The sequence below is a fragment of the Tenggerimyces flavus genome (genome assembly GCF_016907715.1).
GTDB lineage: Bacteria > Actinomycetota > Actinomycetes > Propionibacteriales > Actinopolymorphaceae > Tenggerimyces > Tenggerimyces flavus.
The window spans coordinates 3,867,349-3,886,632 of record NZ_JAFBCM010000001.1 but is presented as its reverse complement, the minus strand read 5'-3'; the positions used below and the strand labels follow the sequence as shown (position 1 = coordinate 3,886,632).

The 19,284-nt window shown below is 69.0% G+C and carries 18 protein-coding genes; 8 read left to right on the top strand and 10 right to left on the bottom strand.

The genetic code is table 11. From position 1 onward, the window contains the following. Window positions 1–102: 102 nt before the first annotated feature. A complete protein-coding gene (locus JOD67_RS18170) occupies window positions 103–1,557 on the top strand; it encodes a class I adenylate-forming enzyme family protein (RefSeq protein WP_205118796.1) in 1,455 nt (484 codons plus the stop codon). On the opposite strand, the gene miaB is transcribed toward JOD67_RS18170, so the two are convergent. Next, window positions 1,554–3,008: a tRNA (N6-isopentenyl adenosine(37)-C2)-methylthiotransferase MiaB gene (gene miaB / locus JOD67_RS18165; RefSeq protein WP_205118795.1), complete on the bottom strand. Its 1,455-nt coding sequence runs from the start codon at window positions 3,006–3,008 to the stop codon at window positions 1,554–1,556. The two genes, JOD67_RS18170 and miaB, sit on opposite strands and share 4 nt — an antisense overlap. A 220-nt stretch (window positions 3,009–3,228) precedes the next feature. On the opposite strand from miaB, the gene JOD67_RS18160 reads away from it, so the two are divergent. The 4 genes from JOD67_RS18160 to JOD67_RS18145 all read left to right on the top strand — a co-directional run bounded on the left by JOD67_RS18160 (window position 3,229) and on the right by JOD67_RS18145 (window position 6,638). Continuing rightward, window positions 3,229–4,014 carry an amino acid ABC transporter ATP-binding protein gene (locus JOD67_RS18160; RefSeq protein WP_372442335.1) on the top strand — a complete coding sequence of 262 codons (786 nt, stop codon included), beginning with the start codon at window positions 3,229–3,231 and terminating at the stop codon, window positions 4,012–4,014. A 43-nt stretch (window positions 4,015–4,057) separates the two neighbouring features. Further along, complete coding sequence (locus JOD67_RS18155; RefSeq protein WP_205118794.1) at window positions 4,058–4,930, top strand: glutamate ABC transporter substrate-binding protein; 873 nt, start codon at window positions 4,058–4,060, stop codon at window positions 4,928–4,930. Window positions 4,931–5,037: 107 nt separating this feature from the next. Then, window positions 5,038–5,685 (top strand): amino acid ABC transporter permease, encoded by a 648-nt coding sequence (locus JOD67_RS18150; protein ID WP_205118793.1) that lies wholly within the window; start codon window positions 5,038–5,040, stop codon window positions 5,683–5,685. After that, a complete protein-coding gene (locus JOD67_RS18145) occupies window positions 5,682–6,638 on the top strand; it encodes an amino acid ABC transporter permease (RefSeq protein WP_205118792.1) in 957 nt (318 codons plus the stop codon). Before JOD67_RS18150 ends, JOD67_RS18145 begins: the two co-directional genes overlap by 4 nt. A 29-nt stretch (window positions 6,639–6,667) precedes the next feature. Here the strand turns inward: JOD67_RS18145 and JOD67_RS18140 are convergent, their stop codons facing one another. The 3 genes from JOD67_RS18140 to JOD67_RS18130 all read right to left on the bottom strand — a co-directional run bounded on the left by JOD67_RS18140 (window position 6,668) and on the right by JOD67_RS18130 (window position 10,030). Then, a complete protein-coding gene (locus tag JOD67_RS18140) occupies window positions 6,668–6,883 on the bottom strand; it encodes a hypothetical protein (RefSeq protein WP_205118791.1) in 216 nt (71 codons plus the stop codon). Window positions 6,884–7,512: 629 nt separating this feature from the next. After that, a complete protein-coding gene (gene rny / locus JOD67_RS18135) occupies window positions 7,513–9,162 on the bottom strand; it encodes a ribonuclease Y (protein ID WP_205118790.1) in 1,650 nt (549 codons plus the stop codon). A gap of 397 nt (window positions 9,163–9,559) precedes the next feature. Next, window positions 9,560–10,030 (bottom strand): Lrp/AsnC family transcriptional regulator, encoded by a 471-nt coding sequence (locus tag JOD67_RS18130; RefSeq protein ID WP_205118789.1) that lies wholly within the window; start codon window positions 10,028–10,030, stop codon window positions 9,560–9,562. Window positions 10,031–10,115: 85 nt separating this feature from the next. On the opposite strand from JOD67_RS18130, the gene JOD67_RS18125 reads away from it, so the two are divergent. Continuing rightward, window positions 10,116–10,952, top strand: a complete 837-nt coding sequence (locus JOD67_RS18125) for an EamA family transporter (RefSeq protein ID WP_205118788.1) — start codon at window positions 10,116–10,118, stop codon at window positions 10,950–10,952. Here the strand turns inward: JOD67_RS18125 and JOD67_RS18120 are convergent. The 3 genes from JOD67_RS18120 to JOD67_RS18110 form a co-directional block, all read right to left on the bottom strand. After that, window positions 10,949–11,536: a regulatory protein RecX gene (locus JOD67_RS18120; protein ID WP_205118787.1), complete on the bottom strand. Its 588-nt coding sequence runs from the start codon at window positions 11,534–11,536 to the stop codon at window positions 10,949–10,951. The two genes, JOD67_RS18125 and JOD67_RS18120, sit on opposite strands and share 4 nt — an antisense overlap. A 487-nt stretch (window positions 11,537–12,023) precedes the next feature. Next, on the bottom strand, window positions 12,024–13,070 hold the full coding sequence (recA, locus tag JOD67_RS18115) for a recombinase RecA (protein ID WP_205118786.1): 1,047 nt from the start codon (window positions 13,068–13,070) through the stop codon (window positions 12,024–12,026). Between the two features lie 252 nt (window positions 13,071–13,322). Beyond that, complete coding sequence (locus tag JOD67_RS18110) at window positions 13,323–13,517, bottom strand: DUF3046 domain-containing protein (RefSeq protein ID WP_205118785.1); 195 nt, start codon at window positions 13,515–13,517, stop codon at window positions 13,323–13,325. Window positions 13,518–13,598: 81 nt separating this feature from the next. Between JOD67_RS18110 and thiI the strand changes: the two genes are divergently transcribed. Beyond that, on the top strand, window positions 13,599–14,765 hold the full coding sequence (thiI, locus tag JOD67_RS18105; RefSeq protein WP_205118784.1) for a tRNA uracil 4-sulfurtransferase ThiI: 1,167 nt from the start codon (window positions 13,599–13,601) through the stop codon (window positions 14,763–14,765). On the opposite strand, the gene JOD67_RS18100 is transcribed toward thiI, so the two are convergent. Then, complete coding sequence (locus JOD67_RS18100; protein WP_205118783.1) at window positions 14,762–15,418, bottom strand: FadR/GntR family transcriptional regulator; 657 nt, start codon at window positions 15,416–15,418, stop codon at window positions 14,762–14,764. The genes thiI and JOD67_RS18100 overlap by 4 nt on opposite strands. Beyond that, entirely contained in the window at window positions 15,415–17,241 is a 1,827-nt protein-coding gene (locus tag JOD67_RS18095) for a sialidase family protein (protein WP_205118782.1), read from the bottom strand. Before JOD67_RS18095 ends, JOD67_RS18100 begins: the two co-directional genes overlap by 4 nt. Before the next feature lie 164 nt (window positions 17,242–17,405). On the opposite strand from JOD67_RS18095, the gene JOD67_RS18090 reads away from it, so the two are divergent. Continuing rightward, window positions 17,406–18,326 carry a GNAT family N-acetyltransferase gene (locus JOD67_RS18090; RefSeq protein WP_205118781.1) on the top strand — a complete coding sequence of 307 codons (921 nt, stop codon included), beginning with the start codon at window positions 17,406–17,408 and terminating at the stop codon, window positions 18,324–18,326. On the opposite strand, the gene JOD67_RS18085 is transcribed toward JOD67_RS18090, so the two are convergent. Next, entirely contained in the window at window positions 18,318–19,187 is an 870-nt protein-coding gene (locus tag JOD67_RS18085; RefSeq protein ID WP_307782437.1) for an alpha/beta fold hydrolase, read from the bottom strand. The two genes, JOD67_RS18090 and JOD67_RS18085, sit on opposite strands and share 9 nt — an antisense overlap. Window positions 19,188–19,284 lie beyond the last annotated feature (97 nt).

The window sequence follows — 19,284 nt, the reverse complement described above, 5'->3', positions numbered from 1 at the left end:
CGCCCCTGACCGTAGGCCATTCTTGCCCATCGGGTGCGCACATCGTGGCAGGTCGGCCGGGTATGCCCTGAACCCAGACCCCGGGCAGCCCGTGCAACCGGTGTGGACCCGTACCCTCAGCCGCTGCTCGACGCCCTGACCCGCTGGCCCGACCGCCCCGCCTTCGAGTACGAGGGCCGCGAGGTCGCCCGCGCCGAGGTGTACGACACCGTCCGTACGTTCGCCGCCGCTCTCCGCGCACGCGGACTGGGCAGGTGCGACGGCGTCGCGATCCTTACCGGGGTCTCGCCCGACGCGTTCGCCGTCCAGCTCGCCGCGCACGTCCTCGGTTGCCGCGTTGTCGCCGTACGGCCCGGCTGGACGCCCCGCCAGCTCGCCCACATGCTCGCGACAGACGTCGCCGCGGTCGTCGTCGACACCGCCACGCCAGAAGTCGAGGAGGCCGCCGGAGCGATTCCGCTGCACACGTTGGAAGATCTGCGGACCCACGCCCCAGCCAGCACCCTCGAAACAGCGTCGAGACCGGACGACATCGGCTGGCTGTTCTTCACCAGCGGCAGCACCGGCAATCCCAAGGGCTGCGCCTACAGCTACCGAGCCCTGGCAGCGCACTGGGCGTACAACCCGGCCAACTGGACGCCTCCGGTAGCGCGCCTCGCCGCCGGGTACGAACGGCTCCTGCTGATGGGAACGCTGTCCAGCCAGGTGGTCATGGACTACCTCACGTTCTGCCTCGCGACCGGCGGCACCGCGGTCATCCCCGACCGCACCGCCCCGTTCGAGGACGCGATCGAACGCCACCGCATCACCGGCATCCTCTGCACCGTCCCCCGCCTCTACGGGCTGCTCGACCGCGTCGAGCGCGACGGCCTGGACGTCAGCACACTCAAGGCGGTCATGGTCTCCGGCTCCCCCATCACCCCGCAGCGCCTCCACGACGCCACCGAGAGGCTCGGCCCGGTCGTCCACCAGGCGTACGGGCAGACCGAGGTCTGTCTGGTCACGCTGCTCACCCCCGACGACCTCGGCGCCTGGCCGTCGCCCGCCGCCGCGTCCGTCGGCCGCCCGCACCCGCTCGTCGAGACCGAGGTCCGCGCCGGCGAGCTGTACGTCCGCAGCCCGTACCAGATGGATGGCTACTGGAACGACCCCGAACAGACCGCCGACGCGCTCGGCCAGGACGGCTGGATGCGCACCCGCGACCTCGCGGACTTCGACGAGCTCGGCTTCCTGCGGCTGATCGGACGAGCGCGCGACATCGTCATCGTGAACGCGATCATCCACTACGCCGGCGCGATCGAGCAGACCCTCGCCAGCCACCCCGACGTCGACCAGGCGTACGTCGTCGGCGCCCCGGACGAGTCAACGGGCGAAGCGATCCACGCGTTCGTCGTCCCGAACGCCGGCCGGACGCCGGATCTCGCCAATCTCGCCAAGCACGTGGGCGAAGAGCTCGGCGACGCGAGCGTCCCGCACACGTTCACGATCCTGGACGACGTCCCCGTCGCACCGAGCGGAAAGCCCGACAAGCGTGCCCTGCTTGGGCTTCTGACCTAAGACCGCAACGAGGGCATGCCGAGCAAGACGCCCTTGACAGGCTCCTCCGCCGGCCGCGCCTGCCGCAGCTCCCACGCGTCGCCCGCCCGGGTGCGGCGGACGTCGAGCAGCGGGCTGTCGGCGACCAGGTGGTGCGGCGCGGCGTACGTCACCGTCGTCCGCACGAAGTCGCCCGGACGCGCCGCGGCGTCCCCCGGCGTGAAGTGCACCAGCCGGTTGTCGCGAGCCCGTCCGGACAGGCGCGCGGTCGCGGCGTCCTTGCGGCCCTCCCCCTCGGCCACGAGCAGCTCGACCTCGCGGCCGACGAACTGCTTGTTCTCCGACCAGGCCAGCTCCTCGACGACCTCGACCAGCCGTTCGTACCGGGACTGCACGACCTGCTTGGGGATCTGCCCGTCCATCTCCGCCGCCGGAGTGCCCGGCCGCTTGGAGTACTGGAACGTGAACGCCGCGGAGAATCGCGCCTCGCGGACGACGTTCAGCGTCTCCTCGAAGTCCGCCTCGGTCTCGCCCGGGAAGCCCACGATGATGTCCGTCGTGATTGCCGCGTCGGGCATCGCCGCACGGACGTTCGCCACGATGTCGAGGTAGCGCGCCTGCCGGTACGAGCGGCGCATCGCCCGCAGCACGGTGTCCGAGCCGGACTGCAACGGCATGTGCAGCTGCGGCATCACGTTCGGCGTCTCGGCCATCGCCGCGATCACGTCGTCGGTGAAGTCGCGCGGGTGCGGGGACGTGAAGCGGACGCGCTCCAGCCCTTCCACCGGCCCCATGGCGCGCAGCAGCTTGCCGAACGCGAACCGGTCGCCGAACTCGACGCCGTACGCGTTGACGTTCTGCCCGAGCAGCGTCACCTCGAGCACGCCCTCGGCGACCAGCGCCTCGACCTCGGCGAGGATCTCGCCCGGCCGGCGGTCCTTCTCCCGGCCGCGCAGCGCCGGCACGATGCAGAACGTGCAGGTGTTGTTGCAGCCGACGCTGACCGCGACCCACGCCGCGTACGGCGACTCCCGGCGCGACGGCAGCGTCGACGGGAACGTCTCGAGGTAGTCCTTGATCTCGACCTGTGCCTCGCCGGCCACCCGGGCGCGTTCCAGCAGCACCGGCAGCGAGCCGATGTTGTGGGTCCCGAAGACCACGTCGACCCAGGGCGCGCGCCGCACGATCTCGCCCTTGTCCTTCTGCGCGAGGCAGCCGCCGACCGCGATCTGCATGTCGGGCCGCGCCGTCTTCTTCGGGGCGAGCAGGCCGAGGTTGCCGTACAGCTTGTTGTCGGCGTTCTCGCGCACGGCGCAGGTGTTGAGCACGACCACGTCCGCGGCGTCGCCGGCGGGCGCGCGGACGTAGCCCGCGTCCTCGAGCAGGCCGGAGAGGCGCTCGGAGTCGTGGACGTTCATCTGGCAGCCGAACGTACGGACCTCGTACGTGCGGGCCGGCGCTGTCGTCGTCATGGCAGGTCCAAGGTTACGGTGCGCCAGTCCGGCGAGCACGCCCAGCCTGCCGCGGGGCCAGATCGACGTGGAACGGGATGGAACATCGGGCAAACACGTACGCATCGGGCACTCCCAGGCGCGGATCCCCTGGTGCGGGCCGAAAGACTTCGAACCAATGGTGTTACAGAACTGCGGGTCTTATCGCGCGACGGCCGACTGAGCGGGTACCTTCCCGTGCATGACTGACACGACCACAAGCTCCGAGGCGGCCTCGCCTGCCGGAACCGGGCAGCCGCTGGTGGTCCTTTCTGCCGTGAACAAGTACTTCGGGACGCTCCACGTTCTGCAGGACATCAACCTCTCCATCAAGCGCGGTGAGGTTGTCGTGGTGATCGGGCCCTCGGGCTCCGGCAAGTCCACGCTCTGCCGGGCGATCAACCGGTTGGAGCCGATCAACTCGGGGTCGATCACCCTGGACGGCAAGCCGCTCCCCGCGGAAGGGAAAGCCCTCGCGCAGCTTCGCGCTGACGTGGGGATGGTGTTCCAGTCGTTCAACCTCTTCCAGCACAAGACGGTCCTGGACAACGTGACGCTCGGTCCGATCAAGGTGCGGAAGCAACCCAAGAAGGACTCAGAAGACAAGGCGATGGCCCTCCTCGAACGAGTGGGCGTCGCCAACCAGGCCAGCAAGTACCCCGCCCAGCTGTCAGGGGGACAGCAGCAGCGGGTTGCGATCGCACGTGCCCTGGCGATGGATCCGAAGGTCATGCTGTTCGACGAGCCCACCTCCGCGCTGGACCCGGAGATGATCAAGGAGGTGCTCGACGTCATGACCGATCTCGCGAAGTCCGGGATGACCATGGTCGTCGTCACCCACGAGATGGGGTTCGCTCGAAGCGCCGCCAACCGCGTGGTGTTCATGGCCGAGGGACAGATCGTCGAAGAACGTGAGCCGGCCGAGTTCTTCACCGACCCGAGGTCCGAACGGGCGAAGGACTTCCTATCCAAGATCCTCAAACACTGACGTGACGCACTGCAGCAGGTCACGGAGGGAGAAAGGGCACGTCATGAGAAACACCAGGTTGCGGCTCCTCGCCGTAGGTGCCGTTGCCGCACTCGCGCTCAGCGCCTGTGGAGGCGGGGGCGGAGAGAGCCTGCTCGAGGTCGCCGACAATCCGAGCTTCGACGCCGGCACCACGATGAAGAAGCTCGCCGACGCGGGCACGATCAAGATCGGCATCAAGTTCGACCAGCCCGGCGTCGGCTACAAGGACCCGGCGACGGACGAAGAGACCGGCTTCGACGTCGAGGTGGGCAAGATCATGGCCGCCGGCCTCGGCATCGCGCCCGACAAGGTCGAGTTCGTCGAGACGATCTCCAAGAACCGCGAGCCGTTCCTCAAGGCCGGCACGGTGGACCTGGTCATCGCCTCGTACTCGATCACCGACGACCGCCGCACTCAGGTCGGACAGTTCGGCCCGTACTACGTGACCGGTCAGCAACTGCTCGTGCGCAAGGACGACAACTCGATCAACAAGGGCGAGGACCTCAGCGGCAAGAAGGTCTGCTCGGTCACCGGTTCGACCTCGCTGAAGTCGGTCGAGGAGAAGTACGGCGCGCAGCCCGTTCCGTTCGCGACGTACTCCGAGTGCGTGACCCAGCTGAAGAACAACTCGGTCGACGCGGTCACCACCGACGGCGCGATCCTGCTCGGGTACGCCTCGCAGGACCCCGACAAGCTCAAGGTCGTGGGTGAGCCGTTCACCGAGGAGCGGTACGGCATCGGTTACAAGCACGGCGACGCCGCGTTCTGCACCTACCTCGCCGACACGTACAAGAAGATCGTCGACGACGGCATCTGGAAGAAGGCCTTCGACCAGACCCTGGGCGAGGCCGGCGTGGACGCTCCGACGCCGCCGGCGCCGGACCCCTGCTCGTAGCGATCATCGCTGCCCGGTGCGTCGCGTACGTACCGGGCAGCGTTGTGTTTGACCTGGTTCCTTGTGTTTCTGAGTGTTCCTGACGACCGAGGGGAGGCAACACCCCGGTGAACGTCCTGATCGACAAGCTGCCGCAGATTCTGGCTGCTTTCGGAACGACGCTGCAGCTGCTCGGCGCGTCCGCGCTGATCGCCACGATCCTCGGGGTCGTGCTGGGCGCGTTTCGGGTGTCGCCTGTGCCGGCGCTTCGCTGGTTCGGCACCGCGTACGTCACGATCTTCCGCAACACACCGCTCGTCGTGGTGTTCATCATCTTCGTCGTGGCGCTACCCGAGCTCGGGTTCCAGTCGAGCTTCTTCTTCCGCGCGGTGATCGCGTTGTCCTTGTACGCGGCGGCTTTCGTCTGTGAGGCCGTGCGATCGGGGGTCAACGCGGTGCAGGCCGGGCAGGCCGAGGCGGCGCGTTCGCTCGGCATGACGTTCAGCCAGACCCTTCGGCACGTCGTGCTGCCGCAGGCGATCCGTACGGTGATCCCGCCGCTCGCGAGCATCTACATCGCGCTGGCGAAGAACACCGCGGTCGCCGAGGCCTTCGGCGTGACCGAAGCCACGTACCAGTTGGACAATCTCGTTCGCGACTTCCCCGGCTCGCTGTGGTTCCTGTTCTTCGGCATCGCCCTGGGTTACGTGATCATCGTGTTCTTCATCTCCGGCATCGCTGGACTTCTCGAACGACGGTGGGCGGTGAGCCGATGAGCCAGCAAACAGCCCAACCCGCGCCGAAGCCGGATCCGAAGGGCAAGAAGGCGCCGAAGGCGAAGAAGGCCAAGCGCGTCCGGCAGCCGAAGGTGAGCCAGTCGTCGGTCCTGTTCGACGTCCCTGGCCCGAAGGCGCGGCGCCGCAACCTGATCGGCGGGATCCTTGCCGGCTTGGCGATCGCGTACGTGCTGTGGCTCGTCCTCCGGTTGCTGTACGAGCGCGAGCAGATCACGTGGGACAAGTGGACGCCGTTCGCCAACCTCGGCATCATCCGGTCGCTCGGCGAGGCGCTCGGGCTGACGCTGCTGGCAGCGGTCGTGTCGATCGCGTGCGCGCTGGTGTTCGGCGCCGTCTTCGCCGCGGGCCGGCTGTCCGACCACCGCTGGCTGCGCTGGCCGAGCATCGCGATCGTGGAGTTCTTCCGCGCGATCCCGCTGGTGCTGCTGATCATCTTCTTGTTCATCGCGTACGGAAACGTCACCGAACGGTTCGGCGCGCTGGTGATCGCGTTGACGCTGTACAACGGCTCGGTGCTGGCCGAGATCTTCCGGGCGGGCATCCTCGCGGTGCCGCGCGGTCAGGGTGAGGCGGGATACGCGATCGGGCTGCGCAAGTCCGGGGTGATGATCCGGATCCTCGTACCGCAGGCGATCTCGACGATGCTGCCGGCGATCATCAGCCAGTGCGTGGTGGCGCTGAAGGACACCGCGCTCGGCCTGGTCATCTCCGCGCCCGACGTGGTCAGCGTGGCGCGCCGGATCGCGATCAACCCGCAGTACGACAACATCCTGGCCGTGGGGCTGGTGCTCGCGGCGATCTTCATCGCGATCAACTACGGGCTGTCTCGACTGGCCGGCTGGCTGGAGGCGCGGCAGCGGCGCAAGGGTCGCGCGGTCGTGCAGGTCACGAACATCCCCGACGCGGGCATGGGTGGGGCTGCGACCGGCTGACCTCTGCTTCTAGCTGCTTCTAGCTGCTTCTAGCTGGCGGAGGGGTCGCCGACGTCGTGGTAGTAGCGGTGGCTCGTGGCCGCTCTGCTGCGGAGCAGGCCGTTGCGGAGCAGCATCGGCTTGCTCTGCTTCGCGTAGATCCGATCGGCGACGTACCCGGCGATCGCGACCGGGATCGCGATCGGCAGCACGACGATGAACAGGACGAGGAACGAGCCGGCGATCGACATGTCGAAAGCGTCCACCTGAACCACCTCCGAGCCCGGGCCGCTCCGGCGAGCACCCCATGCTCGGGATGATCCTCCCGGCGCGCCCGCCGCGCAACGCCCCTTGCCCACGGACGGGGCTCGGCGGTGTCTCGCAGGGGCCGGGAACGCCCCTCCCGTGGGTAAAGTCACGAGCGCCCGCCGCTGGCGGAACCGTGCGAGTTGTTCGAGAGACCTCGGCTTCCAGGCCGAGATCTGTCGAACAAGTCCGTTCGCAACCACCCCCACCACCGCGGCCGCCACCCGTTCGAGCTGGTCGGGCACCGGAGCTGGGCCGGCCGTCCACAGCTGGCGCCACTTCCCTTACCGGAACGGGGTTTCGCGGGCGATTGCCACGTGGCAAACCCCGGTTCGGTGAGGGAAGTCGGGGTCAGCAGCTGCACCCCGCCCCGCTGCGGTGATCAGGTACGTGAGCATGAAGGCAGAGCGCGCCATATCGCCGTTCCAGCTTCATGATCACGTACATGATCACGGCGCCCCCGCTCGAGCTGGCCGGGCAGTGGTGCGCGATCCGGGTCGTCCACAGCTGGCGCCACTTCCCTTACCGGAACGGGGTTTTGCGCGCGATTGCCACGTGGTAAACCCCGGTTCGGTGAGGGAAGTCGGGGTCAGCGGGCGGTTTCGATGGCGCGGGACTCGCGGACGACGGTGACGCGGATCTGGCCGGGGTAGGTGAGCTCTTCCTCGACCTGCTTGGCGATGTCGCGGGCGAGCACCTGGGCCTGGATGTCGTCGACCACGTCCGGCACCACCATCACGCGGACCTCGCGGCCGGCCTGCATGGCGAACACCTTGTCCACGCCGTCGTGCGCGTTCGCGATCTCCTCCAGCCGTTCGAGCCGCTTGACGTACGCCTCCAACGACTCGCGCCGGGCACCCGGGCGCCCACCCGAGATCGCGTCGGCGGCCTGGGTGAGGATCGCCTCGACCGTACGCGGCTCGACCTCGTTGTGGTGGGCCTCGATCGCGTGCACGACGTCGTCGTCCTCGCCGTACTTGCGGGCCAGGTCGGCGCCGATCAGCGCGTGGCTGCCCTCGACCTCGTGCGTCAGCGCCTTGCCGATGTCGTGCAGCAGCGCCGACCGCTTGATCAGTTGCCGGTCCAGACCGATCTCGCTCGCCATCATGCCGGCGACGTGGGCGGACTCGATCAGGTGCTTGAGCACGTTCTGGCCGTACGACGTCCGGTACCGCAGCGTGCCAAGTGTCTGGACCAGCTGCGGGTGCATGTCGGTGAGGCCGGTCTGGACGAGCGCGTCCTCCCCCGCTCGTACGCAGAGCTCCTCGACCTCGCCCTTGCTGCGCTCGTAGACCTCCTCGATCCGGTGCGGGTGGATCCGCCCGTCGAGTACGAGGCTCTCCAGTGCGATCCGCGCGGTCTCCCTGCGGACCGGGTCGAAGCACGAGAGCAGGACGGCTTCGGGGGTGTCGTCGATGATCAGGTTGACGCCGGTGACCTGCTCGAACGTACGGATGTTGCGGCCCTCGCGGCCGATGATGCGGCCCTTCATGTCGTCGCTCGGCAGGTGCAGGACCGAGACGACCGACTCCGAGGTCTGTTCGGTCGCGAGCCGCTGGATCGACGCGGTGATGATCTTGCGGGCGCGCTTCTCGCCCTCTTCCTGGGCCTTGTGCTCGATGTCGCGAACGATGATCGCTGCCTGGCGCTTGGCGTCGTTCTCGATGGTGGCGACGAGCTCGGCCTTCGCCTCTTCGGCGGACAGTCCGGCGGTCCGTTCGAGCACCTGCTGGCGCTCGGCCTCGATGCTGGCGAGCTCGGCCTTCTTGGTGTCGATCTTCGCTTCGGTCTCGGTGAGCTCGCGGGTACGGTCGTCCAGCTCGCGCTGGGACTGGTCGAGGCGCGTCTCGCGTTCGGCGACCCTGCCCTCGCGGCGCTCGATGTCGAGGCGCTGCTCGCGGACCTCACTGCGGAGGGCGCGGACCTCGTGTTCGGCCTCGTCGCGGGTGAGCCGTGCCCTGGCGAGGGCGGCGGAGGCGTTCTCGTCGGCCTGCCGGCGAGTTTCGGCGGCCTCGGTGTCGGCGGTGGTCCGGATGTCGGTGGCGGCCCGGCGCGCCTCGGACTCGGCGTCGGAACGGATCCTCGTGGCGTCGCGACGCGCTTCCTCGAGCTCGTGCTCGGCGGCCGCGACCTTCTGCAGGCCGATCGACTTGGACTTGGACATCTGGACGACCATCACTGCGAGCAGGGCGAGAATGCCCAACCCGACGATGAAAACGACGACCTCCATCGTGGACATCAGCCGCTCCCTTCGTCGAACCCCGGCCAAGGGCTCTACATGTCCGAAGAGATCGCGACAACACCAAGCACCCCTCACCGGGACCGGGAGGGGTCGACACGGGCGCCGCTGCCCTCACCTTGCTGGCTGGCGGACGTCCGAGATCGAGCTCGAATTCACCAAACGAGAAGTACGTCTACGTATCCCGGAAGGAGCCTTCCCGGTCACTGTGAGCTTGTCGTTTTTATTCGGCGTTGTCGTGGTTACTGCTTCGGTGCGTCAGGCTCCGCCAGGCGGCGGAGTGATTCTTCTGGTGTCTAGGAGGCTAGGTGGAGGTTACGAACCGGTCAAGAATGCGCGCCGTCCGTGACGGTTTCGCAGCCTTGGCTGGCCACCCTCGGGGTTGCTGGTCAGGTTGTTAGTCGAGGGGGACCTGGCGCCACGGTACCGGTGAGGACTGCACGATGGAGGTCGTGGTCTGGCCGTGCAGGAGGAACTTGTCCAGGACCTCCTCCAGCGCGGTGACCGTCGGGACGTGGACCTTGACCAGGAAGCAGTCCTCGCCGGTGATCCGGTGGCATTCGACGACCTCTTCGGTGCGTTGGACGAGCTCGGCGATGCGCTGGAGCTGGCCGGGGCCTGGTCTGATGCGTACATACGCGGCGACTGGTCGGCCGAGGGCTGCTGGGTCGAGGTCGACGCGGTAGCCGCGGATCACGCCTCTGCGTTCGAGACGGCTGGTGCGCTGGGCTGCTGTGGGGGCAGAGATGCCGACCTGCTTGGCGAGCTGGCTCATCGACTGGCGGGGGTCGCGCTGGAGCTCTTGCAGGAGCTTGCGGTCGGTGTCGTCGAGCGGGTGTTTGCCGTTCGGTAAGTCTTCGCGGCTCATGCTTTCGGTTCCTAAGGCTGTTCGGCTCGATGGCGTCGATCTTGCCATGGCCGGCTGGTGCTCTGGCGGGCCAGGCTTTGATCTTGTGAAGCGGGTGCCGGCGCAGGCGTACTTCGGGGTCAGCGCGGTGTTCCACTACCTGGGGCCGGCTTTCGCGGTGCTCCTGTTCGCACGAGTGGACGCGCTTGGGGTGGCTTGGCTGCGGATCGCCTCCGCGGCGGTGGTCTTCGGTGTGTGGCGCCGGCCCTGGCGTGCGTTCGCGGCCGCTTCTTCGCGGTCGCGGTGGCTGCTGGTCGCGATGGGCCTGGTGCTCGGGGCGATGAACGTGTGCTTCTACCTGGCGATCGCGCGGTTGCCGTTGTCGACGGTGGGGGCGCTGGAGTTCCTGGGGCCGATCGTGCTGGCGGCGGTGGGACTGCGGTCGTGGCGGAACGTTCTGGCACTGCTGCTCGCCGTCGGTGGCGTGGTGCTGCTGGTGGACGTGCGGTGGGCGGGGTCGCCGCTGGGGGTGGCTTTGGCGTTCGCGAACTGTGCGTTGTTCGTGCTGTACATCGTGCTCGGGCACCGGCTGGCCGCGGACGGTGGCCGGGCGGGCATCGATCGGCTGGGTGTCGCGATGCTGGTGGCCGCCGTCGTGGTGACGCCGGTGGGGTTGGGCGCCGCGCTGCCCGCGTTCTCGTCCTGGGCGCTGCTGGGTGCGGGCGTGGCGGTGGGGGTCTGTTCGTCGGTGATCCCGTACGTCTGCGACCAGCTGGCCATGGCCCGGCTGCCGCGCGCGACGTTCGCCCTGTTGTTGGCCCTGCTGCCGGCGACGGCGACGTTGATCGGGGTCTTGGTGTTGCGGCAGGTGCCGACCTGGGCTGAGTTCGCCGGCATCGCGCTGGTCGTGGTCGGCGTGGCCGTGCACCGTGAGCGTGGCTAGCGGTCGTCTTCCAGCTCGAGATGGTCGAGCAGATCCTCGGTGTCCTCGCCGGCGAGAGCCTCGCGAACGACCCTGACAGCGAGGCTCGGCGGGTACCCCTTGCGCGCGAGCATCCCGGCGAGCCGCCGTACCCGCGCCTGCGGCTCGAGCTGTTGGGTGCTGCGGAGCTTCTTCGCCACCAGTGCCCTCGCGGTGGCGAGCTCCGTCTCCGGGGCGAGCTGGTCGACCGCTTCGTTGACGTCCTGGTCGTCGACGCCACGCTTCCTCAGCTCGTACGCGAGTGCGCGTTTGGCCAGACCCCGACCGGCGTGCCTCGACTCCACCCACGACTGCGCGAACGCGGCGTCGTCGATCAGTCCGACGTCGCCGAACCGACTGAGAACCTCCTCCGCCACCTCGTCGGGAACGCCCTTGCGCTCCAGCGCTTTGGCCAGCTCCGCGCGTGTACGGGGCTGGAGGGCGAGCTGGCGGAGGACGACCGACCGGGCAACTGCCGCGGGATCGGACTGGAGCTTCTCGTCGAGCTCGTCGGGAGGAGCGGCCTTGGCCCGAGCCCTGCGATCGGAGAACTTGCGCCCAGCCATCACGCCTCCACCGAGGTCTGAGGGATGGATGACGAGGCGGATGCCTCGGCGATGAGGAATGGAGTGACCGCCCGCGCCACAGATGAGGGCAGATGGCTTGCGCCATGTGCGGGCGTTCGGGAGGGCTGCCGCCGAGACGAGTGGACATCGGTGACGACCAGCCACCCCCGTGGCGGCGTCGCCGCATCGGCGGCGTGATCGAGGAAGGTGGTGGGTGGTGGCGAGGTCGCCGCCACCGTCGATGGGGACAGTTGGCTTGCGGCACTAGCGAGCCCTCGGGAGGGCTGACGCCGAGACGAATGGTCATCGGTGATGACCAGCCATCGCCGTGGCGGCGACGCCGCGACGGCGGCGTGGGCGTGGGGGTGGCGGGGTGTTGGCCAGCGCGGGGTGGGCACGGAAAGGGGTGCGGCCTGGCGGGGCCACCTGGCCGAGGAGGGAGTCGGGCAGGTGGTTGCGCCAGGCCACACGTTCATGGGGTTGCCGCTCAGAAGTCGACGGGCGGCTCGCCCGCGGCGGCGTCGGCGGGGTTGTCGAGGCGCGGGCCGATGCCGAGCTTCTCCTTGATCTTCTTCTCGATCTCGTTGGCGATCTCGGGGTTGTCCTTCAGGAACTTCCGCGCGTTCTCCTTGCCCTGCCCGAGCTGGTCACCCTCGTAGGTGTACCAAGCGCCGGCCTTGCGCACGATCCCGTTCTCCACGCCCAGGTCGACCAGGCTGCCCTCGCGGCTGATGCCCTCGCCGAACAGGACGTCGAACTCGGCCTGCCGGAACGGCGGGGCCACCTTGTTCTTCACGACCTTGACCCGCACCCGGTTGCCGACCGCGTCCTGGCCGTCCTTCAGCGTCTCGATCCGGCGAACGTCCAGCCGCACCGACGCGTAGAACTTCAGCGCCTTGCCACCGGTCGTCGTCTCCGGCGAGCCGAACATCACGCCGACCTTCTCGCGCAGCTGGTTGATGAAGATCACCGTCGTCTTGGACGAGTTGATCGCACCGGTCAGCTTGCGCAGCGCCTGGCTCATCAGCCGCGCCTGCAGGCCGACGTGGCTGTCGCCCATCTCGCCGTCGATCTCCGCCCGCGGCACGAGCGCGGCGACGGAGTCGATCACCACGATGTCGAGCGCGCCGGAACGGATCAGCATGTCCGCGATCTCCAGCGCCTGCTCACCGCTGTCCGGCTGCGAGACGAGCAGCGCGTCGGTGTCGACGCCCAGCTTCTTCGCGTACTCCGGGTCGAGCGCGTGCTCCGCGTCGATGAACCCGGCCACACCACCCCCGGCCTGCGCGTTCGCCACCGCGTGCAGCGCCAGCGTGGTCTTACCGGAGGACTCCGGCCCGTACACCTCCACGACGCGGCCGCGCGGGAGGCCGCCGATGCCGAGCGCCACGTCGAGCGCGATCGCGCCCGTCGGGATCACCTCGATCGGGGCGCGTCCCTCGTCGCCGAGACGCATCACAGCGCCCTTGCCGTACTGCCGCTCGATTTGGGCGAGCGCGGTATCGAGCGCCTTGTCGCGATCTTGAGCCGCCATGCTGGCCATCCCGTTCGGGTCGGGGGCCCGTCGTGGAGCCCGCGTCTTTTTCGTCGTCACATCCGCGACGTTAGACCGAGCCACCGACAACCGGGACGGCGGTCGGAGCTGCTGTGGACAACGCTGCGAATCGGTCGGTTGTGGACAAAAGGCCGGCCCGCCAGTTGTCCACACCAGCAGCGTAGGCCGAACAGGCGTTCGAACGAAACCGACACGCCGAAACCGCGTCGAAGCCCGGGACAAGCCCAGGGATCAGCGCTCCGAAGCCGGCAACCCCAAGCTCAGCCACACAGCCCGCCACACCTCTTTCGCGGGCGTCCCGGAGTCCAGAGCCTGCTGGACGGTACGCTCACCAAGCTCGGCGATGACGTGGTCGCGCGCCCACGTACGCGCGTAGGTCGCGCCGAGGTGATGGTCCATCCGCCGCCAGAACTCCGTCAGTCGCACCAGCCCAGTATTACCGCACTGGCGCGACACGCTGACTGGGCGGACCATAGGTACGAACCCACCTAGACAAGGACGCGCAAGATGCAACCGTGTGTCGTGCTCAAGTACGGCGAGCTGGCACTCAAGGGGCGCAACAGGTGGAGGTTCGAGGAGGTCCTCCTCCGCAACCTCCGCAACACCCTGGCCGACCTGCCCGACGTCGCCATCCGCCGCCGCAACGGGGTGCTCGTGGTCCACGGCGCCCCGCTCGACGTGCTGATCGAGCGCGGCCAGATCGTCCTCGGGCTCGCGCTCGTGCACCGTGCGGCGATGGTCAAGCCGACGCTCCGCGCGATCGAACGAGGCGTGGTCGCCCTGTTGCGGGAGGGCAAGCCGGCCAGCACGTTCGCACTGAGGCCGCGAAGGCGCTGGAAGGGCTTCGAGGCCGACTCGCACGCGATCGCCGTACGCGTCGGCGACTTCGTCCGCGAGCGCCTCGGCCTCAAGGTCGACCTGACCAACCCCGACGTCGAGGTCGGCATCGAGGTCGACCGGTACGAAGCCCTGCTCTACACCGCGAAGCTGCCCGGCCAGGGCGGCCTCCCCGTCGGCGTCAACGGGCGCGCGCTCACACTGCTGTCCGGCGGGTACGACTCCCCCGTCGCCGGCTACCGCGCGATGCGCCGCGGCCTCTCGAGCGACTACGTGCACTTCTCCGGCATGCCGTTCACCAGCCCGCAGTCGATCTACAAGGCGTACGGACTTGTCACGAAGCTGGACAAGTTCCGCGGCGGCGGATCGAGGCTGTGGGTCGTCTCGTTCGGCAACGCGCAACGCTCGCTCGCGACCGCCGGCGCCGGCAACCTGCAGGTGCTCGCGCAGCGCCGGTTGATGGTCCGCACGGCGTCCTACCTCGCCAAGCAGATCGGCGCCGACGCCCTGATCACCGGCGACTCGCTCGGCCAGGTCGCCAGCCAGACGCTCGCCAACCTGGTCGCGGTGGAGGACGCCGCCGAGCTCCCGTTGCTGCGTCCGTTGCTGGGCTGGGACAAGTCCGAGATCGTGGCCGAGGCCGAACGCATCGGCACCGCCGAGATCTCGATCCTGCCCGACGAGGACTGCTGCACGCTGTTCGCCTCACCGCTCGCCGAGACGCGCGCCGAGGTGCCCCAGCTGGAGAAGATCGAACGCAGGCTCGAGCTCGACCCGATCGTCGAGGAGCTCATCGCGAGCGCCAAGGTGCACGACTTCCCCGCCAAGACGACCTAGGCCAACGACCGGCGGATCCCCTCGAAGTGGTCGCTGACCGCACGCGTCATCTGCCCGGGATCACCGGATCGCAACGCGGCCACGAGATCGCGGTGCACGTCGACGGAGTGCTGGTCGCCCGCCGGAAGTTCCTTCTCCAGCTTGTGAAACAGGTCCCAGAACAGCTCGATCAGCCCCGTCAACAACGTGTTGCCCAACGGCGCGAACAGCGTCACGTGGAAGCGGCGGTCCACGTCCGCCAGGCTGTCCCCCGCCGCGTAGGCCGTCGCCATCTCCTCGACCAAGGCATCCAACGCATCCAGGTCGGAAGCGGACATCCGCCGCGCGACCTCCACGACCAGCCCGGTCTCGAGCGCCTCGCGGACCTGCAACACCTCCGCCAGCGAGCTGCCGCCCACACCCGCGCTGTACGGCAGCTGCTCGAGAATCGGGGCGAAGCTGAACGTACTGACGAACAACCCCCGCCCCACCCGTGCCTGCAGAATCCCCAACGTCTGCAGGCTCTTCGTCGCCTCGCGCAGCGACAGCCGGCTGATCCCGAGCTCCTCCGCCAGCCGCGACTCCGCCGGCAACGGGTCACCGGGCCCGAGCTTCTCGGCCAGGATGAAGTCGCGCAGCCGGCGTTGCGCGTCGAGATACAGCGGGGTCCTCATCCCCCTATGGTCTCGAACGGCAGTCGCAGCTCCGCACCTGGCGGCGTCGCGTTGCTCGTACGGACGCTCGTCAGCTCCGCCGCGGTCAGCGCGCGCTTGTACAGCCGGACCTCGTCGAGCTGCCCGTCGAAGCGGTGCACTCCGTCGAGTCGTTGACCGACGTACACCCGGAACGGCCTTGCGGTGCTGACCGAACCGGCCGGTGCCGCGACCGACGACACCTGCGTGCCGTCGACGAACAGCCGGAGCTGTGCGCCGGCGCGTTGCAGCGCGACGTGATGCCAGGCCTGGTTGTCGTACGCCTGCGTCGACGCCACCGACGCGGTCCCGGCGCCGGTGGTCATCAGCCCCCGGATCCGCGCGGCGCCGGGCTCGGCCCGTAGCCACACCTGTGGGGCGGTTTCGCCTTGCCCATAAGCCCAGAAGATCGCCTGGTCGCCCTTCGTCGCGCCGTACTTGATCCACGCCGACACGGTGAAGTCGCCGCTCCCGATCGCCAGCGACAGCGCGTACGGTGCCTGGAGAGAGCCGCCGGTGAGGTCGATCGCGTCGCCGTACCGTCCCGCGACCGTGCCGGCAGCGCCGCGCACGTACGCGTCTAGGTCGCGGCCCGACTCGTCCGGCGTCCTCGGCCCCGCCGTGCTCCCGTCCGGATGCCCGAGATCGGCCTCGGTGAACGTGGTGAACCGGATCTCGTCGCGCGCGTCGCCACTCTCCAACCCGGCCTCGTACAGCACGCCGATCCGCCCGTTGCCGATCTCCACCAGGTCGGAGTAGCCGGAGCGGTCCAGAGTGATCTGCTTTCCGCCTTGCCAGCTTGCCGACTCGTCGTACGACGAGTAGATCGTCAGCTTCTTGCGGAACGTCGGGTCGTTCGGCGTCGCGAACAGGATCCGGTTGTACCTGTCTCCCTCGTCGGTCGCGTGCAGCCGGAGCGTCGAGCCCTGCACGCGCGGCGTCGCGGCGAGGTTCGTGACGAACGCGAACGGCGCGGTCAGCGTCGCGCCGCCGTCGACGCTGATCGCGTACGCACGCGGCCACTGCGCGCCGGTCGCCTGGTTGCGCGCGGCGAGGTAGATGCGCCCGTCGGCGAGCTCGATCGGGCTGAGCTCCTGCGGGAGGATGCTCGCGCTCGCGCCCGGTCGCGTCCCGCCGAGGTGCCAGGTGTCGCCCGCGTCGTCGCTGTAGACGAGGCCGGCGAGGTTGCCGCTCGGGGTGTCGGCGTTCATCCCGCCGATCAGCCGGCCGGCATGGGCACCGCGCTTCAGCTGGATGCCGTGCACCGGCCCGGTGGCGTACCAGCCCCACGTCGGGTCGTCGATCTCGCTGGCCAGGCTCCTCGGCGCCGTCCAGGCGGTGCCGTCCTGCGCCTTGGTGGAGAACTGGACGTACGGCGTGCGCGGCGTGCTCTGCCCGAACGGGTTCTGCGTCGTGAGCAGCACGATGCGGCCGTCGTTCGGGCCGCCGTCGACGACGATCGGCACCGGGTTGCCGCGGGTCGCGGACGGGCCGCCAGCGACCGTGATCTCCGGGCCCCACGTCGTGCCGTTGTCGGTCGAACGGCGTACGACGAGGTCGAGGTGGCCGGCGTCGTTGCACCAGCTCAGGCCGTTGTCGCGGCGCGCCTCGGCGAACGCGAGCAGCGTGCCCTGCTCGGTGCGGACGATCGCGGGGATGCGGTAGCAGTCGAACCCGTTCGTATCCCGTTTGAACAACACCTGTTGGACGAACACCTGCGGCTCCGGCGCCGCTTGGGCCGGTGCGACGGCGGGCGCGACGGCGAGCGGGACGACAAGGGCGGCGAGCAGGATCAGCGACTTCATGAGGGCTCCTCGGAACGCCAGACTCCTTCTGTCAGATATCTGACAGGTTGCCTGAGGTCGTCGTCAACGGCCGTGGCCACAAGCTGCCGCGCGCTGTTAGGGTCGGGACGTGCCGCACCGGTAGCGGCCTCCTTGTTCTCACAGAGTTTCGTGGAGGTCCGCTCATGTCCTCGATCGAGATCCGGCCGTTCCATCGCGGCGATCGCGAACAGCTCACCCACCTCGTCAACGCCCACCTCCAGGCCGTCGTCCCCGGCGTCTCGGTGTCGGTGAGTACGGTGCTCAGCCAGCTCGAGAGCGAGCCGGCCGAGTTCATCGAGGATCCCTGGGTCGCCGAACGCGTCACACTCGTGGCGTTCCAACGCCAACGTCTGGTCGCGGCGGCTCACCTGCAGCGCTACGCGTCGGACGAGCGCGTCGGCAAGGACTACCGCGACGCCGGCGTGCTCCGCTGGCTGGTCTGCTGGGCGCCCGAGTCGCCCTGGGCGGACGCCGCCGCGGTCGGCGACCAGCTGGCGGCCGCCTGCCTCGCGCAGCTGGTGCGGTGGCAGGTCCGGGTGCGGTACGCGGACGGCTCGCTGCCCGCGCCGGCCTGCTACGGCGTACCGGAGCAGTGGCCGCACGTCCGGGCGATCTACGAACGCGCCGGCTTCAAGCACACCGGCGACACCGAGCTGGTGCTGCTCGCCCGAGTCCCCGACCTTCGCACTTGGTCAGAATGTCAGGACATCAAGACATTAGGACAAGCCGAGATTCGGCGGTCGGTGGGCGTGAACGGGACGCGCTTCACCGCTGTCCTCGAGGGCGCCGAGGCGGGCTACCTGGAGGTGGAGAGCCTCGCCGACGGCGAGCGACTGGCCCGGTTGGCGGGCTGGGCGGACGTGGGGAATCTCTTTGTACAGAAGGAGTTCCGGCGCAAGGGCGTCGCCACGCGGCTGTTCGGCGCGGCGGCCGAGTGGCTGTCGTTGGGCCGCGTGGAGCGGCTGCTGACGTACGCCGCGCCGGACGACACGGCAGAGCTGGCTTTGTACGAGCGGCTCGGGTTCGTGCAGCTCACCCGAACCGCTCGCGGTTGGTCACTCTGATCCGTCGAGTACCTCGCGCAGCCGTTGGGCGAACGCCTCGGGCTGGCCGGGGTAGCCGAACTCGGGGCCCGCGAACCCGCCGTGGTGACTGGGGAACATCGTCACCTGCTGGCCGAGGAACGACGCGGTCGCCTCAGCCGTACGGCCCGTCATCAGGTTGCGCGACTCCTCCCCCATCGCGACGAGGACGCGAGTGGAGCAGGCGGCCAGCGCGGCGGAGTCGGGGCGATAGTCGGTGATCGACAGGGACCGGTCGGAGAGCAGCGGGTCGTCGCGCGAGCCGTCGTCGTCGGTCGGCATCCCGTACGCCGCGGGATCCGGCGCCGGCTGCGCGAAATAGCCCTCGGTGAACTCGCCCTGCCAAGACGTCATTGCGATGAACGTCGCCAGCCCCGCACCGGCGCCCTTCGCCTGGTACGCGTCGAGCATCCCCTGCTGGGCCCGCCTCGCGGCCTCGGCGTCGGGGAGCAGCGGGATGATCGGCGGCTCGTGGGCGACGAGAACGGTCACGTCGTCCGGGTAGCTCGCCACGAGTTCGAGCGCGGTCACCGCTCCCCCGCTGCTCCCGAACACCTCCACCGGCCCGACGCCGAGCTCGGTGATGATCGCGTGCAGGTCGAACGCCTGCACCTCCGGCGTGTGGTCCACCCGCCCGTCCTTGCGCTTGCTGCGACCGAGGCCGCGCGGGTCGTACGTCACGACCGTCCGGTCCGGGAAGTACGACCGCAACGTCGCGAAGCCGGTCGCGTCCATCGGCTGGCCGACCATCAGCAGCGGGGATCGCCCGTCCGCGGTCGGCAGCGGGCCGTAGACGTCGTAGACGAGGTCGACCTCGGGCGTGTCCAGCACACGTTCGTTCACGGCCGGTAGCTCCTTCCAACTGGGCGGCTCCCTGGACTCTATTGCCCAGCTGGACTCGGTACCGTAAGCGCGCCATTCCCATTCGGCCGCGATGGAG